Origin of the sequence: Antarctobacter sp. (assembly GCF_048262615.1) — a bacterium.
Classification (GTDB): Bacteria; Pseudomonadota; Alphaproteobacteria; order Rhodobacterales; family Rhodobacteraceae; genus Antarctobacter.
The window spans coordinates 69,421-83,299 of the sequence record NZ_JBLXFB010000008.1 but is presented as its reverse complement, the minus strand read 5'-3'; the positions used below and the strand labels follow the sequence as shown (position 1 = coordinate 83,299).

Annotated in this window: 13 protein-coding genes; 5 read left to right on the top strand and 8 right to left on the bottom strand. The window is 64.9% G+C overall.

Going from position 1 to position 13,879, the window contains the following annotated elements:
* Positions 1–23 precede the first annotated feature (23 nt).
* The 4 genes from ACN0S5_RS10940 to dusB form a co-directional block, all read right to left on the bottom strand.
* Positions 24–2,282 carry an ATP-binding protein gene (locus tag ACN0S5_RS10940; protein WP_417208248.1) on the bottom strand — a complete coding sequence of 753 codons (2,259 nt, stop codon included), beginning with the start codon at positions 2,280–2,282 and terminating at the stop codon, positions 24–26.
* Between the two features lie 131 nt (positions 2,283–2,413).
* Entirely contained in the window at positions 2,414–3,784 is a 1,371-nt protein-coding gene (locus ACN0S5_RS10935) for a response regulator (protein ID WP_417208246.1), read from the bottom strand.
* The gene (locus ACN0S5_RS10930; protein WP_417208244.1) at positions 3,785–4,870 is read right to left on the bottom strand and encodes a two-component system sensor histidine kinase NtrB; all 1,086 of its coding nucleotides are present in this window, start codon (positions 4,868–4,870) and stop codon (positions 3,785–3,787) included.
* Positions 4,867–5,847 carry a tRNA dihydrouridine synthase DusB gene (dusB, locus tag ACN0S5_RS10925; protein ID WP_417208242.1) on the bottom strand — a complete coding sequence of 327 codons (981 nt, stop codon included), beginning with the start codon at positions 5,845–5,847 and terminating at the stop codon, positions 4,867–4,869. The genes ACN0S5_RS10930 and dusB overlap by 4 nt, the downstream gene beginning before the upstream one ends.
* A 197-nt stretch (positions 5,848–6,044) precedes the next feature.
* On the opposite strand from dusB, the gene ACN0S5_RS10920 reads away from it, so the two are divergent.
* The 4 genes from ACN0S5_RS10920 to ACN0S5_RS10905 all read left to right on the top strand — a co-directional run bounded on the left by ACN0S5_RS10920 (position 6,045) and on the right by ACN0S5_RS10905 (position 9,554).
* Entirely contained in the window at positions 6,045–7,175 is a 1,131-nt protein-coding gene (locus tag ACN0S5_RS10920) for a bifunctional 2-C-methyl-D-erythritol 4-phosphate cytidylyltransferase/2-C-methyl-D-erythritol 2,4-cyclodiphosphate synthase (protein WP_417208240.1), read from the top strand.
* Positions 7,172–7,657, top strand: a complete 486-nt coding sequence (locus ACN0S5_RS10915) for a phosphatidylglycerophosphatase A (RefSeq protein ID WP_417208238.1) — start codon at positions 7,172–7,174, stop codon at positions 7,655–7,657. Before ACN0S5_RS10920 ends, ACN0S5_RS10915 begins: the two co-directional genes overlap by 4 nt.
* Positions 7,654–8,136, top strand: coding sequence for a CinA family protein (locus ACN0S5_RS10910; RefSeq protein ID WP_417208236.1), 483 nt, complete (start codon positions 7,654–7,656; stop codon positions 8,134–8,136). Before ACN0S5_RS10915 ends, ACN0S5_RS10910 begins: the two co-directional genes overlap by 4 nt.
* Before the next feature lie 239 nt (positions 8,137–8,375).
* Positions 8,376–9,554, top strand: coding sequence for an ammonium transporter (locus tag ACN0S5_RS10905; RefSeq protein ID WP_417208234.1), 1,179 nt, complete (start codon positions 8,376–8,378; stop codon positions 9,552–9,554).
* Between the two features lie 148 nt (positions 9,555–9,702).
* Here the strand turns inward: ACN0S5_RS10905 and ACN0S5_RS10900 are convergent, their stop codons facing one another.
* From ACN0S5_RS10900 to ACN0S5_RS10890, 3 genes are all read right to left on the bottom strand, one after another.
* Complete coding sequence (locus ACN0S5_RS10900; protein WP_417208232.1) at positions 9,703–10,971, bottom strand: MmgE/PrpD family protein; 1,269 nt, start codon at positions 10,969–10,971, stop codon at positions 9,703–9,705.
* Positions 10,972–11,028: 57 nt separating this feature from the next.
* Positions 11,029–11,526 carry a hypothetical protein gene (locus ACN0S5_RS10895; protein ID WP_417208230.1) on the bottom strand — a complete coding sequence of 166 codons (498 nt, stop codon included), beginning with the start codon at positions 11,524–11,526 and terminating at the stop codon, positions 11,029–11,031.
* Positions 11,527–11,711: 185 nt separating this feature from the next.
* Complete coding sequence (locus tag ACN0S5_RS10890) at positions 11,712–12,155, bottom strand: type II toxin-antitoxin system RatA family toxin (protein ID WP_417208228.1); 444 nt, start codon at positions 12,153–12,155, stop codon at positions 11,712–11,714.
* Positions 12,156–12,224: 69 nt separating this feature from the next.
* Between ACN0S5_RS10890 and hpt the strand changes: the two genes are divergently transcribed.
* Complete coding sequence (gene hpt / locus ACN0S5_RS10885) at positions 12,225–12,764, top strand: hypoxanthine phosphoribosyltransferase (RefSeq protein WP_417208226.1); 540 nt, start codon at positions 12,225–12,227, stop codon at positions 12,762–12,764.
* Between the two features lie 4 nt (positions 12,765–12,768).
* Here the strand turns inward: hpt and ACN0S5_RS10880 are convergent, their stop codons facing one another.
* Positions 12,769–13,716, bottom strand: a complete 948-nt coding sequence (locus ACN0S5_RS10880; protein WP_417208224.1) for a tetratricopeptide repeat protein — start codon at positions 13,714–13,716, stop codon at positions 12,769–12,771.
* Between the last annotated feature and the right edge of the window lie 163 nt (positions 13,717–13,879).

The window sequence follows — 13,879 nt, the reverse complement described above, 5'->3', positions numbered from 1 at the left end:
TCTGCCCTCTCATTCGCTGGTACTCACACACCTTCCAAAGCATCGGCGCGGGGCGCTTCTGCTGCACGGTTCAGCGGCAGCCGGATGACTGCCATGGCGCCCGCATGGGCGCCCTCGGCAAAGGCCGGTGCATCTTCCAGCACCAGCGTTCCGCCATGTTCCTCAATGATCTTCTTGACGATCGGCAGGCCAAGGCCGGTGCCCTTGTCGCGCGTCGTCACATAGGGTTCGAACAGCCGCGCCCGGTCTTCGGGCAGGCCGATGCCGTTGTCCATGATGCGGATTTCGGCGCGGCCGTCCTCGGCCACCCTGGCGGTGACACGGATCTCTGGCCGGTGGCCCTCCGGTGCGCCGTTTTCGTGCAAAGTCTCGATCGCTTCGCCCGCGTTCTTGATCAGGTTCAGCAGGGCCTGCCCGCCAATCATGTCGGCATCCAGATCGGCCCACATCGGCTGTTCCGGGATTTCCATGACGAAATGCACGGTCGGCTGCCCGGCTTCCTGCAACTGCACCGCATGGCGCAGCAGCGCGCCCAGATCCTCTGGCTTGCGGTTGGGTTCCGGCATGCGGGCGAACTCGGAGAACTCATCGACGATGCGCTTGAGCGTTTCGGTCTGGCGCACGATGCGGTCCGTCAGATCGCTGACCTTTTCGGTGTCGCGCTCTTCGAGCTTGCCCGCGAAGCTGCGCTTGATGCGTTCAGCGGAAAGTTTGATCGGCGTCAGCGGGTTCTTGATCTCATGCGCGATGCGCCGCGCCACGTCGCCCCATGCCGCCATGCGCTGCGCGCTGACCAGATCGGTCACGTCGTCAAAGGCCAGCACATAGCCCTCCAGCGAGCGGTCCTTGCGCCGACGGGTGGACAGCCGCACCAGCAGATGTTCCAGCTGGCCCTCACGGCTGACCTTGATCTCTTGCTGGGCGGTTTCCAGCCCATCCTGCCGCAGCCGGTCGAACAGCGCGCCGAATTCCGGCACCGCAACCGTCATCGGCACCGAGCGGTGGGTTTCATGCCAGCCCAGCAGGCGTTCCGCCGAGCGGTTCACAAAGGTCACCTTGCCTTCGGCGTCCAGCCCCACAACCCCCGAGGTGACAGAGGACAGCACGGAATCGAACAGCCGCTGACGGCGTTCGATCTGGCGGGTGTTCTCCAGCAGCGTCTCGCGCTGCGCCTTCAACTGGCGGGTCATCTGGTTGAAATAGCGCCCGAGCATCGAAATCTCGTCGTCGCCCTCTTCTTCCTGCACCTGCACGTCAAGATCGCCAGAACCGACCTGCTGCGCCGCCCCCGTCAGACGCCCGACCGGGCGGCTGAGCCGTTCGGCGAACCACAGGCCCGCCCATGTCGCCGCAAGGATCAGCAGCACCGCAAACCCCAGATACAGCAGCGCGAAATCGAACAGCCGCCTGCCCCGCTCGCTTTCCTGTTGCTGGTAAAAGCGTGCGGTTTCCTGCGTCTCGTCAAGCAGGTTGAGGATCTGACCGTCCACCTGACGACTGACGTAAAGATAGCGGTCGGCAAAGGCGTCCAGCGGCAGCAGCGCGCGGACCTCATTGTTGTCCCAGTCGGGAATGACCGAGATCCCCTCGGCATCGGCCCGCAGGAAATCCGCTGTCGCGGGTTTCTCGAAATCGAACAGGTAGGACCGTTCGCCCCGCGCGCGGATATCGCCCGCGCTGTTGATCACATAGGCCTCGCGCAGTCCGCGCTGAATCTGGCTTTGCCCCTGACTGAGGATCTGCCGCAGTTCGCCGTCGTCCATGACAAAGTTGCGGCGGCGGTTCTCATCGAGAAAGGCCCCGAGCGCGCGCGCGTCCTGAATCAGTCCCGCACGGCTTTCGGCCTCATAGGCCTCTGCCGCCGCCAGAGAGGCACCGACCACGTTCTGCACCCGGCTGGAAAACCACGTCTCCAGCCCGATGTTGATGGTCAGCACCGCAAACACCGCCACCGTGACCGTCGGCAACAGGGCCATCATGGCAAAGGCCGCGGTCAGCCGCAGGTGCAGGCGGGAACCCGCCGATTGCGCCCGCCGGTCGGCCACCATGCGCGCCACGCGGGCCAGAACAAGCGCCGCCAGCAGCAACACGTAAACAAGATCGGCCAGCAAAACGAGTCGCAGGCTGAGCGCCGCCGCCTTCTGGTCAAGCGGGCCCAGCACCAAAAAGGTCGCCAGCGCCAACACCGGACCCAGCGCCACCAGCAACAGGGTGACGACATTCTGAAAAAGCCGTGTCCGCCTCAGGCGCGTAAACAGCGCCCAGGTCGGAGACCGGAACATGGTGCGTGCCCGCGTGGCCACAGCCAACCCTCGTTAATGTGCCGCACCTGGGGGACCAGATGACGACGACCGCCATATTTTGTGACCTTCTCACCACGCCGAGGCGGCGGGGTCACACATATGTGGCTCTTTTACATCAACTTGCGGCGGCGTGTCACGCGAATATCCAGGTCGGTGATCTTCTTGCGCAAAGTATTGCGATTGATCCCCAGAAGGTCGGCGCATTTTGCCTGATTGCCGCCCGTCGCCTCCAGCGCGATCTCGATCAGCGGGGCCTCGACCTCGCGCACGATGCGGCCATACAGGCCCGGCGGCGGCAGCATCGCGCCGTGCAGGTCGAAATAGCGCCGCAGGTGGCGGCCCACGCTTTCGCCCAGCTTGTCGCTGTCGCCGCCGCGCAGAACCGGGCCGGTTTCGGGCTGGTTGCCCAGAACCGCCTCGACCTCGGCGCGGGTGATTTCCTCGGCGCGGCTGGTCAGGCTGAGACGGCGCACCGCGTTTTCAAGCTGGCGCACGTTGCCGGGCCAGGAATAGACGCGGAACAGTTCTGCCGCGCCTTCGGACAGCCAGCGTTTTGGCGCGCCCTCGCGTTCCGCGCGGGCAAGGAAATGGTCGGCCAGCAGCGGAATATCCTCGACCCGTTCGCGCAGGCCGGGCACCGCGATGGCCGCCCCGTCCAGCCGGTAGAACAGGTCCTGCCGCACCTTGCCGTCCTCGATCAGCGACTGGGGATCGTGCTGCGACGAGGCCAGAAAGCGCGGCACGTGATCGCCCGGCACATCCATCATGCGCACGATGCGGGCCTGAATCTCATCGGAAATATCGGCGATCTCATCAATCAGCAGCGTGCCGCCCTTAACCCGCGCCAGAACCCGCGCCGGACCGTCCAGATCCGCCAGATCAGAGCCGTTCACCGTCACGAAAGGCAGCGTCCGGCGGTCGCTGAAGTCATGCAGCGCGCGGGCGATCAGCGATTTTCCGGTGCCGCTTTCGCCGGTGATCAAGACCGGCAGATCGGTGTTCATCACCCGCGCCACCAGCCGGTAAAGCCCCTGCATGGCGGGTGTCTTGCCCACCAGCGGCAGTTCATCGGGTTCATCCGCGCCGACGACCGGTTCCTCGCGCCGGGGCGCGCGGTTGCGGTTTTCCAGCGCCCGCGCGGTGCGTTTCATCAGGTCCGGCAGGTCAAACGGCTTGGGCAGGTAGTCGTAGGCCTCTGCCTCTGCCGCCTGAATCGCCGTCATGATGGTGTTTTGCGCAGAAATCACGATCACCGGCAGACCGGGGCGGTCCTCGGCGATTTTCGGCAGCATTTCCAACCCGTTGCCATCCGGCATGACCACGTCAGAGATCACCACGTCGCCCTTGCCCTCACTCACCCAGCGCATCAGCGTCGTCAGGCTGGAGGTGGCGTGGACCTTGCAGCCGGCGCGGGTCAGGGCCTGCGTCAGAACCGTGCGGATCGTGCGGTCATCATCCGCAACCAGAACAGTACCATCCATTTACGTGCTCTCCTTTGGTGCCGCAGGTGCGCGCGGCAACGATATGCGAAACACCGTCCGACCCGGTACGCTGTCGACGGAAATCCACCCGTCGTGGTCGGAAATGATCTTGCTCACCAGCGCAAGACCAAGCCCGGTGCCGTTCTCCCTGCCCGACACGAAGGGATCAAAGATGTCGCCCTTGATGTCCGGTGGCAGGCCCGGCCCGTCGTCGATGATCTCGACCTGCAAAGGCAGGGTCTGACCCGACCCGTCCGCGCGGCGCAGGCGAAAGCTGTGCTCATAGAAGGTATGCAGGCGGATCGTGCCCCCCTCCCGTGGGTCCGCCGCCTCCGAGGCGTTCTTGATCAGGTTCAGCACCACCTGCAAAAGCTGATCCGGATCGCCAAGCGCCATTGGCAAAGAGGGATCGTAATCCTCGATGATCTTCATATGCGCGCCGTAGCCCAACAGCGAAGAGCGTCGCGCACGGTCCAGAACGTCGTGGATATTGACCTCGCGCCGCTCTGGCGCCGACAGATTTCCGAATTGTTCGACCTGCTCCAGCAGCTTGACGATGCGGCGGGTCTCGGCCACGATAAGGTCCGTAAATTCAAGGTCTTCCGGCCCAAGGCTCATGCTGAGCAACTGGGCCGCCCCGGCAATGCCCGCCAGCGGGTTCTTGATCTCATGGGCCAGCATCTCGGCCATGCCGATGGCCGATTTCGCCGCCGATTTGACCGAGTGGCTTTGCGTCATCCGCCCCGCAAGTTCGCGCGGGCTGATCAGCATGATCATCCAGCCCGGCCTGCCCGCCAGCGGCGAGATTTGCAGGTTGCACACCAGCGGCGGGCGGCTTCCGGTGCCCACGTCCACGTCATTCACAAACAGCGGCGTGCCCTGCCCGCGTGCGCGGGCAAAGCTTTCCTCCAGCGGCGCATCCACCGCCAGACGATCCCACAGCGGCTGGCCGGTCAGCCACTTGGCCGAATTGTTCATGAACCCTTCGGCGGCCGGGTTCAGATCGCCGATCCGGTCATCCTCATCGATCAGGATCGCCGGAACCGGAAGCGACGACCAGATATTGAGATCCTGCTCTTGCATCATGCGGCCTCCGCCTCGGCTGACAACGCCTCTGGCAACAAATGCAGGACAGCACGCGGGTCGCGTTCGGTCAGCAGACGCTTGCGCAGGGCGGGTGGCGTGTTGGCGGCATCCATGTACCACCCAAGGTGTTTGCGCGCGACGCGGTTGCCCAGTGTCGCGCCGTAAAAGCCCAGCATCGCCTCGTAATGACCGCTGACCATGTCGATCAGCGCCCGGCCCTGCGGCACCTCCGGTTTGGGCGCGCCGTACAGGGCATGCGCCACCTCCGCCAGCCGCCAAGGCGCGCCCTGCGCCCCGCGCCCGATCATGACACCATCCGCCCCGGAAAGCCGCAGCGCCTCACGCGCGGTCAGGGCGCTGACCACATCTCCATTTGCGATAACAGGCACTTGCACCGCGTTCTTCACCTCTTGAATGGCGGCCCAGTCAGCCGCGCCCTTGTAAAACTGACAGCGTGTGCGGCCATGAATGACGATCATCTTCACCCCCGCAGCTTCGGCCCTGCGGGCCAGATCCGGCGCGTTCAAACAGTCCACGTCCCAGCCCAGCCGCGTCTTCAGCGTCACCGGCAGATCCACCGCCGCCACCACCGCCTCGACCAGCCGCAGCGCATGGTCCGGTGCCCTCATCAAGGCCGACCCGGACCAGCCGCCGGTGACCTTCTTGGCCGGGCAGCCCATGTTGATGTCGATCACCCGCGCGCCCATGTCGGCGACCCGGCGCGCCGCCTCGGCCATGGGTTCCGGCTCTCGCCCGGCGATCTGGACAGAGGTGTTCTCGATCTGCGCGCCCAGCTCCGCCTTCTCCCGCGTTCCGGGACGTGCGGTCAGGAATTCGCCGCTGGCGATCATCTCGGACACCACGAGACCGGCGCCAAAGCGCGAAACAAGCGTGCGAAACGGCAGATCGGTGATTCCCGCCAGCGGGGCCAGCAAAACGGGGTCGGTGATCCGCCGATCTCCAAGATCAAAGCCCAAATGCCCAGTCCTTGTGCGATGGCGAGTGAGTGTCCTCTGGTGGTCAGATTTATGGGAAACCTGCGTTTTCTACAATCAGTCAGGCCCTTTTTCCGGGCGCACCCGCACCCGCCGCACAATAATTAGGCAAAACGCCCGACAGATTGCGTGGCGCGCCGACAGGGCCTATGACGGAAACCGGAAACGTCAGGCGGGCCATGCACATTGGGATCATCATCGTTGCCGCAGGTCGTGGCACGCGGGCGGGCGGGGAACTTCCCAAGCAATGGCAGCGCCTTGGCGGGCAAGCTGTGGCGCGCTGGACGCTGGAGGCCTTTGCCGGGCGCGGGCCGATTGTCTTGGTGATCCACCCCGACGATCGCGCTTTGGCAGAGGCCGCGACACAGGGGATGGACCTGCGGCTGGTGGATGGCGGCGCGGAGCGGGCCGCCTCTGTTCTGGCCGGGCTGGAGGCGCTGACCGGGGACAAACCGGACAAGGTGCTCATTCACGATGTTGCCCGCCCCTGCGTCTCAGCTGCGGTGATCGATGCGGTTCTGGCCGCGCTGGCGACCCGTTCCGGCGCGGCCCCGGCCCTGCCTGTCACCGATGCGCTTTGGACCGGCGATGCGGGGCTGGTGTCCGGAACCCGCGACCGCGCGGGTCTGTACCGAGCACAGACGCCACAAGGGTTTGATTTCGCGCAGATTCTGGCCGCCCATCGCGCCCATCCCGGCGGCGCGGCCGATGACGTCGCCGTCGCCCGCGCGGCGGGCATGGACGTGGCCATTGTTCCGGGCGATGAGGCCAACCTGAAAATCACCGCGCCCGAAGATTTTTCGCGCGCGGCCAGACAGTTACGAGGACAAATGGACATACGGCTGGGCAACGGCTTTGACGTGCACGCGTTTGAGGACGGCGACCATGTCATCCTCTGCGGCGTCGAGGTGCCGCACACGCACAAACTCAAGGGCCATTCCGACGCCGACGTCGGCATGCATGCGGTCACCGATGCCATCTATGGCGCCCTGGCAGAGGGCGACATCGGTCGGCACTTTCCACCTTCTGACCCGCAATGGAAAGGCGCGGCCAGCAATATCTTCCTGCGCCACGCGGTCGATCTGGCACGGTCGCGCGGCTTTGAGATTGGAAATATCGACCTGACGCTGATCTGTGAGCGCCCGAAGATCGGCCCGCATGCCACTGAAATGACACTAAAAATGGCAGAAGTCATGGATCTGGACAGCACGCGCATTTCCATCAAGGCGACAACCTCGGAGCGGTTGGGCTTTACTGGTCGCGAAGAAGGCATCGCAGCCCTTGCCACCGCAACGCTGGTGGCGTCATGAGGTGGCTGGCGTCTTTGGGCGGCGTCGGCTATCTGCGCCCCGCGCCGGGCACATGGGGGTCGCTGGCCGCGCTGCCACTGGCCTACGGCGTGCACATGGTGGGTGGCTTCTGGCTGCTGCTGGCGCTGACCGTGCTCGCCTTCGGGCTGGGCTGGCTGTCGGTGGTCAAGCTGACCGCCGAAGGCCACGGAAAAGACCCGTCATGGGTTGTGATTGATGAGCTTGTCGGCCAGTGGATTGCCGTCTTTCCAGTCAGTTACGGCGCAATGTTGATGTCCGTTGATCTCTGGCGGCTGTGGCCCGGCTGGATCGCCGGGTTTGTCCTGTTCCGGCTGTTCGATATCTGGAAGCCCTGGATCATCGGCTACATTGACCGTATGGGCACCCCTCTGGGCGTGATGCTGGACGACGTGCTGGCGGGTATCCTTGCGGCGCTGATCGCCGTTGTGCTGGCCGGAATTTCGCATGGGATGTTGATGTGACCACCGCACGCCAGATCGTCGAGACCGCTATCCGGACCGGCCAGACCGTCACCACCGCCGAAAGCTGTACCGGCGGCAAGGTCGCCGCCGCGATCACCGATATCGCAGGCTCTTCGGCAGCGTTCGAGCGCGGCTTTGTCACCTATTCCAACCGCGCCAAAACCGAAATGCTGGGCGTGTCTCCCGCCACGCTGGAGGCCCATGGCGCGGTGTCCGAAGCGGTCGTGGCCGAGATGGCAGTGGGCGCGCGGGCTTCGGCAGGGGCCGATGTGGCGGTGGCGATCAGCGGAATTGCCGGGCCCGGCGGCTCTGAGTTCAAACCAGAGGGGCGGGTTTGCTATGGGTTGGCAACGGCCAAGGGGGTCACGACACAGACCATCGAACATGGCGCCCTTGGCCGCGCAGAGGTGCGCAAGGCGGCGACGGAGCATGCCTTGCACCTGCTGATTTCGGGGCTTGGCGGAACCGAATTGTTCTAGGTGCGGTGCACGCGGTGCCAGCGTAATGCCCTGCAAATGCACCGCTGCCCGGCATGTGACAGAGCCCCCGCCAGCGGACTTCTTTACGCCCAATTTCAGGGCATGCACACAAAAACACGCCTAATTTTGGGGCGTTTTGCGAATTGCTGGCAATTTACGCCACCGTTCGACCCCTTGCCGCTTTTTTCCGCAGTCAAAATCCGCTTCCTGCCTGCCAACCTAACGGAGGGATGAGGGAAATGAACGGAGCGGATACCGCCTGGATCATCGTGGCGACGGCGCTTGTGCTGTTTATGACATTGCCGGGGCTGGCGCTGTTTTATGGCGGGCTGGTGCGCGCCCGGAACGTGCTCAGCGTCTTCATGCATTGTTACGCAATCGCCTGCCTGATGAGTGTGCTGTGGTTTGTCGCGGGCTATTCCATTGCCTTCGGCGAGGGAAACGCGATCTGGGGCGGGCTGGACAAGGCCTTTCTGAGCGGCATCACTGCGGATACGCTGGCGGGCACCCTGCCCGAGGTGCTGTTCTTTGCCTTCCAGATGACCTTTGCCATCATCACCCCGGCGCTGATTGTCGGGGCCTATGTGGAGCGGGTCGGCTTTGGCTTTGTGCTGCTGTTCTCGGGGCTGTGGATGCTGCTGTGTTACGCGCCGGTGGTGCATTGGGTCTGGGGCGGCGGGATGCTGGCCGATGGCGGGATCTTTGGCGACAATGGCGTCAAGGACTTTGCGGGCGGCATCGTGGTGCATGAGACGGCGGGCCTTGCGGCGCTGCTGATCGCTGTTTTCCTTGGCCCGCGCAGGAACAACACCACGCCGCCGCACAACCCCGGCTATGTGATGATCGGGGCGGCGATGCTGTGGGTCGGGTGGTTCGGCTTTAACGGCGGCTCGCAACTGGCGGCGGACGGGGGGGCGGCCATGGCGATGACGGTCACGCATCTGTCGGCGGCGGCGGCCTCGTTGACATGGGCGCTGTGGGAAAAGGTGAAGTTCGGCAAGTCGTCCATGGTGGGCATGGTGACGGGGACGATTGCGGGGCTTGCCTCGATCACCCCGGCGTCGGGCTTTGTCGGGCCGGTGCAGGCGCTGATCATCGGCGCTGTGGCGGGCATCCTGTGTCAGGAGGCGGTCAATCTGATCCGCAACAAGCTCAAGATCGACGACACGCTGGATGTTTTTGCGGTGCATGGCGTCGGCGGGATTTTTGGGACGATCATGATTGCGGTCTTTGGCCTTGGATCATGGGCGGCGCAATTGGGGTCTCTGGCGGTGGTCGGGGTCTTTACCGTGGTGGTGACTGTGGTCCTGATCTTTGTGGTCAAGGCGATCACGCCCTTGCGGGTCGATGATGAGACCGAGGTGAATGGCCTGGACATCGCCGTGCATGGCGAGCGGGCCTATGATCACGCGAGTTGATCCCTGACGAGAGCGATTTGAAAGCGGGCCCTGCGGGGCCCGTTTTTTTCTGTCCACGCGTGGACAGAAACCCGGTCTTGTAAAATCAAGAGGTTACAGAGGCGTTTTTACGGCGCGTTAACACCTTGCCCCGAAATGGGCGGACAATTCACCCCGCGATTTCGGCGCTGAATGCCGCGCGATCCCCGGACTCGATGGCTTGCCAGAGGGCGGCGGCGCGGTCGGGGCCCGCCAAGGCCGCCGCCTTGGCGCGCAGGCGATTGGCGCGGGTGTCCAGCGGCATCGGCGCCTCCAGATCAAAATGCGCCTCATAACTGCCATCGGTGTCGAGCGTCACCAGTGCTTCGGTTTCCGTCAGGGTGTCGTCGGTTTGCACCGTCACGCGGTCGCGCAGGGCGGTGATCTGCGGGTCCACACAAAGCGCGTCCGAGTAGGTGTCCAGCGCGGCGGTGTCATGGCCCAGCAGCGCGAGAGCGGCAACCATGCGATAACTGAATTTCGTCTCCAGCCCGGTGCGCGGCGCGGCGATGTTGCAAACCGTCAACCAGCGCGGATGGGTGGTGATAGTGACGGCTTTGACCTGTGTTGCGTCGGGGCGCGGCAGCAGGGCCAGCGCCTCTAGCGTGGCGTGCAACCCGTGGCAACCGGCGTGGTATTTGTGGCTGAGGGTTTCCAGCAGCGCGCCGGGCGGCTGCACCGTGTCACCGTCGCAAATGTGAGTCTGGACAAACCCGTTGGTGGTGTCGAGCGCGTCGGGGTTGGAGATGAACCCCTGCGCGGCGAGCCACGCGGATTCGACCCCGTTGGACGCGGCGATTCCGGCGTTGAAGGGTTTGCCCATGGTGCCGAACTGCGATTTCAGGCCGGAGGCGCGAGTCGAGACAAGGCCGAGGGCGTGCAGGGTCTGGTCTTCGGTCAGGTCCATCAGTTCCGCAGCGGCGAGGCATGCGCCAAAGGCCCCGGCGGTGGCGGTCTGGTGATAGCCCGCCTGATAATGCGCGCGTCCAAAGCGCAGGCCAAAGCGGATCGAGGCCTCTGCCCCGAGGCGGGCGGCCTCAAGGATCTGCGGCAGGGTCTTGCCGTAACGCTCTCCGACCGCCAGCGCGGCGGGCAGGACGGCGACCGAGGGGTGGCCGATATGGGCGAAATGGGTGTCGTCATAATCCAGCGCATGTGAGGTCGCGCCGTTGACCAGCGCCGCGCCGCGCATCGGTGCCCTGCCCCCGCCAAAAAGCGTGGCCTGAGCGGCACCGCCCTCCTCCACGATCAGGGCGCGGGTCTTGACGCTGACCGGCTCTGCCTGTCCGGCGATGCCGCAGGCCGCCCAGTCGAGCGCTGAAAGCGCCATGATGGCGCGGGCGGTATCGGTGTCGGCGGCGCGGGCGGCGTCGATGATCGGAGTGAAGGAGGATGGCATGGCGCGCTCCGGTCTGTGGTCCGGCGCGACACTAACGGGATGTGCGGCGAGGTAAAGTCAGCCGTGCAGCGCCATGCGTGCGGCCCCGTATCCCGGCGCGGCCTGATGGACGGTGCCGCCGGTGGCGGAGGGCGCGGGACCGCCGGGCAGCCCCTTTGGCGCAACCTCTTGCGCGGCGGATGTGGGGCGCGGTTTTGCGCGTTGTTCTGGCAGGCCGGGCCTGTGGTCGCGGCGGTTCTGATGCGGGTCGCGCGGCCTGTCGTCGGGGGCGCGGTCCAGCCCGTTGATGGCCGCGGCGGCGATCAACCCGGTCTGATTGGTCGAGACGACGGGCGGCGGCGCGGGCACCGGCAGTTGCGCCGAGGGCGGCAGTACAGCGCCGGTGGCCATCGGCGTGCCTGCGCCAAAGGGCGCTGCGGCTGTTGGCGCGGCCTGCGCGGCGATTTGCGCCTGAGCTTGCGGCACCTGACGGGCGGCGGATTTCGCCGCCTGCGGCATCCCGAGGGTCTGCGTCTGCGGCAAGAGCAGGGCGGCGATATTGAAGACGGCGGGCATGGCTCCGGTTCCGGGTGGTAACGACCGGGTAAGATATGGGCCGGGAATCGGGCAATTCGGGGGCAAACCGCCCTGCCCCGGTCAAATTCCCGAACAGATGGTTAACGGTGGCTTTGGAGAAGGGGTAATGAGGTCCCGGATCAGGTCCGGGACGGGGTACGCGGGCGGAGATCTGCGGGGCGCGCCTAGCCGTACAGTTCTGCCGCGCGGCGTTCGAACGCGCGGACGATGCGCTGCATGGCGTCGTAGAAGAACATGCCTGCCGCGCCTTGCAGGATGCGGTTGCGGAATTCGAAATCGACGAAGAAATCGACCTCTGTCCCGCCCGCGACGTCGCGGAATTTCCATTTGGAAATCATATGCTTGAACGGACCGTCAAGGTATTCCGTGTCGATCCGTTTGTCGTCCGGCCACAGGGTCACGCGGCTGCCGAATTTTTCCCGGAACACCTTGAACGAGATCACGAGGTCCGCAAGCATCACCTCATGATCGCCCGCGTCCTCACGCGAGCGGATGCGCGCCGCCGCCGTCCACGGCAGGAATTCGTGATAAGACCCGACATCGGCCACCAGATCGTACATCTGTTGGGCGGTATAGGGCAGCTTGCGGGTCTCTGAGTGGGTCGGCATGTCGCTCTTTTCGGGACTGACAATGGCGGTGGATTTCGTATTGTGCGACCGGGATTTCAAGGGAAAGCCATGACACAGCGTCCTTATGTCGTAGATGAGATGATCTCTGCCAAGTCCATCGCGGCCCGAATCGAGGCGCTGGCGCGCCAGATCGACCGCGAGTTCGCGGACACCGACAAGCTGGTGGTGGTGGGGCTGCTGCGCGGCAGCTTTGTCTTTATCGCCGATCTGGTGCGGGAACTGGGCCTTCCGGTGGAGGTGGATTTCCTTGAGGCCTCCTCATACGGGGATGCGATGGAGAGCAGCCGCGAGGTGCGCATCCTCAAGGATCTGCGCGGCGGGATCGAGGGGCGCGACGTGCTGGTGGTCGAGGATATCGTCGATACCGGGTTCACCATGCATCACGTGATCCACCTGTTGCGGGCGCGCGCGCCGCGCAAGCTGAAGGTGATCGCGCTGCTGGACAAGCCGACGCGGCGCGAGGTCGAGGTGCGCGCGGACTGGACCGGGTTCGAGATTCCGGATGAGTTTGTCGTGGGTTACGGCATCGACTTTGCCCAGCGGAACCGCAACCTGCCCTATATCGGCAAGGTGCGGTTCACCGACTGATCGCCTAGCGGGACTTGAGCTGTTCGGCAAAGCTGCGGGCGGCGGCGCGCTGGCCTTCGTCAAGATCCTTGGCCAGCGCCTCACATTCCTCGGCGATGTCGCTGTCGCTGAGGGTATGGCCCCAGTCGATGGCCAAGAGGCAGTAGCCGTAGCCCTGCACCGGATCGTGCCAGACGCCCTTGTACTCCTCCCATGCGACAAACAGGCCAAGCTCATAGGCCGCCTTGGGCACCCCGCGTTCGACGCCCAGCCGGTAAAGCAGCCATGATTTCACCAGATCCTGCGCGATGCCGTCGTTGCCTTCGTACAGCCATGCCAGATCGGGGATGGCTTTCTTGTCGCCCGCCGCCACGGCGCGTTCGAGGTAGAGGCGCGACAGGTCGACATCCTGCGCCACGCCGTTGCCGTGGTAATAGGCATAGCCGACCTCGCGCAGCCCGTTGAAGGTGCCCGCGTCCGCGCCCTTGCGATACCAGTCCAGCGCCTGCGCCTTGTCCGCCGGGGTGCCGCGCCCGTGGTGGGCCATGTCGCCAAGGATGTTGTAGGCCTGCGCGTACCCCAGCGCGATGGCGGCTTCGGCCTCGGCGCGGGCCTTGGCGTAGTCGATGCCAAAGCCGGTGTGATCGTCCTGCCAGAACAGCGCCATGTTGAAATGCGCGCGGGCAAAGCCCTGTGCGGCGGCGCGTTGGTACCAGTCCAGCCCCGCCGCCGGGTCATAGGCCAGCCCCTGCCCGCCGTCCTTTTCCGTCAATCCCGCGCCAAGGATGTTCTGCGCCACCGGGTGCCCGTCCTCGGCCGCACTGCGCACCGTGTCCCAGATGCCGTCATAGCGCCCGTTCAGCCAGTGGCTGCGCGCCTCGGCCAGCGCCGGGGAAACCGGGGTGTCCAGCGCGCCCTGCGCCGGGGCGGCCAGCGGCCAGAGCGCAATCAGCGCGGCAAGGGGACGAAACATAATGGACCTCATGAAAAAAATATTGCTGAGGCGAGGATAGACAGGTCGCCCTGTCCCGGTCAAACGCCGCAAGACGGCACGTTTATTTGCGTTATTGTCTTGCGAAGGTGGCGAAAGATCGTGGAAACAAGAATGTGATTGTCACAATCGCCTGCGATATTAT

Bases quoted from the DNA above. Each gene is read 5' to 3' on its own strand.
- ACN0S5_RS10940 (WP_417208248.1), bottom strand. From the start codon at position 2,282: ATGTTCCGGTCTCCGACCTGGGCGCTGTTTACGCGCCTGAGGCGGACA.
- ACN0S5_RS10935 (WP_417208246.1), bottom strand. From the start codon at position 3,784: ATGGATGGTACTGTTCTGGTTGCGGATGATGACCGCACGATCCGCACG.
- ACN0S5_RS10930 (WP_417208244.1), bottom strand. From the start codon at position 4,870: ATGATGCAAGAGCAGGATCTCAATATCTGGTCGTCGCTTCCGGTTCCG.
- ACN0S5_RS10920 (WP_417208240.1), top strand. From the start codon at position 6,045: ATGCACATTGGGATCATCATCGTTGCCGCAGGTCGTGGCACGCGGGCG.
- ACN0S5_RS10915 (WP_417208238.1), top strand. From the start codon at position 7,172: ATGAGGTGGCTGGCGTCTTTGGGCGGCGTCGGCTATCTGCGCCCCGCG.
- ACN0S5_RS10905 (WP_417208234.1), top strand. From the start codon at position 8,376: ATGAACGGAGCGGATACCGCCTGGATCATCGTGGCGACGGCGCTTGTG.
- ACN0S5_RS10900 (WP_417208232.1), bottom strand. From the start codon at position 10,971: ATGCCATCCTCCTTCACTCCGATCATCGACGCCGCCCGCGCCGCCGAC.
- ACN0S5_RS10895 (WP_417208230.1), bottom strand. From the start codon at position 11,526: ATGCCCGCCGTCTTCAATATCGCCGCCCTGCTCTTGCCGCAGACGCAG.
- ACN0S5_RS10890 (WP_417208228.1), bottom strand. From the start codon at position 12,155: ATGCCGACCCACTCAGAGACCCGCAAGCTGCCCTATACCGCCCAACAG.
- hpt (WP_417208226.1), top strand. From the start codon at position 12,225: ATGACACAGCGTCCTTATGTCGTAGATGAGATGATCTCTGCCAAGTCC.
- ACN0S5_RS10880 (WP_417208224.1), bottom strand. From the start codon at position 13,716: ATGTTTCGTCCCCTTGCCGCGCTGATTGCGCTCTGGCCGCTGGCCGCC.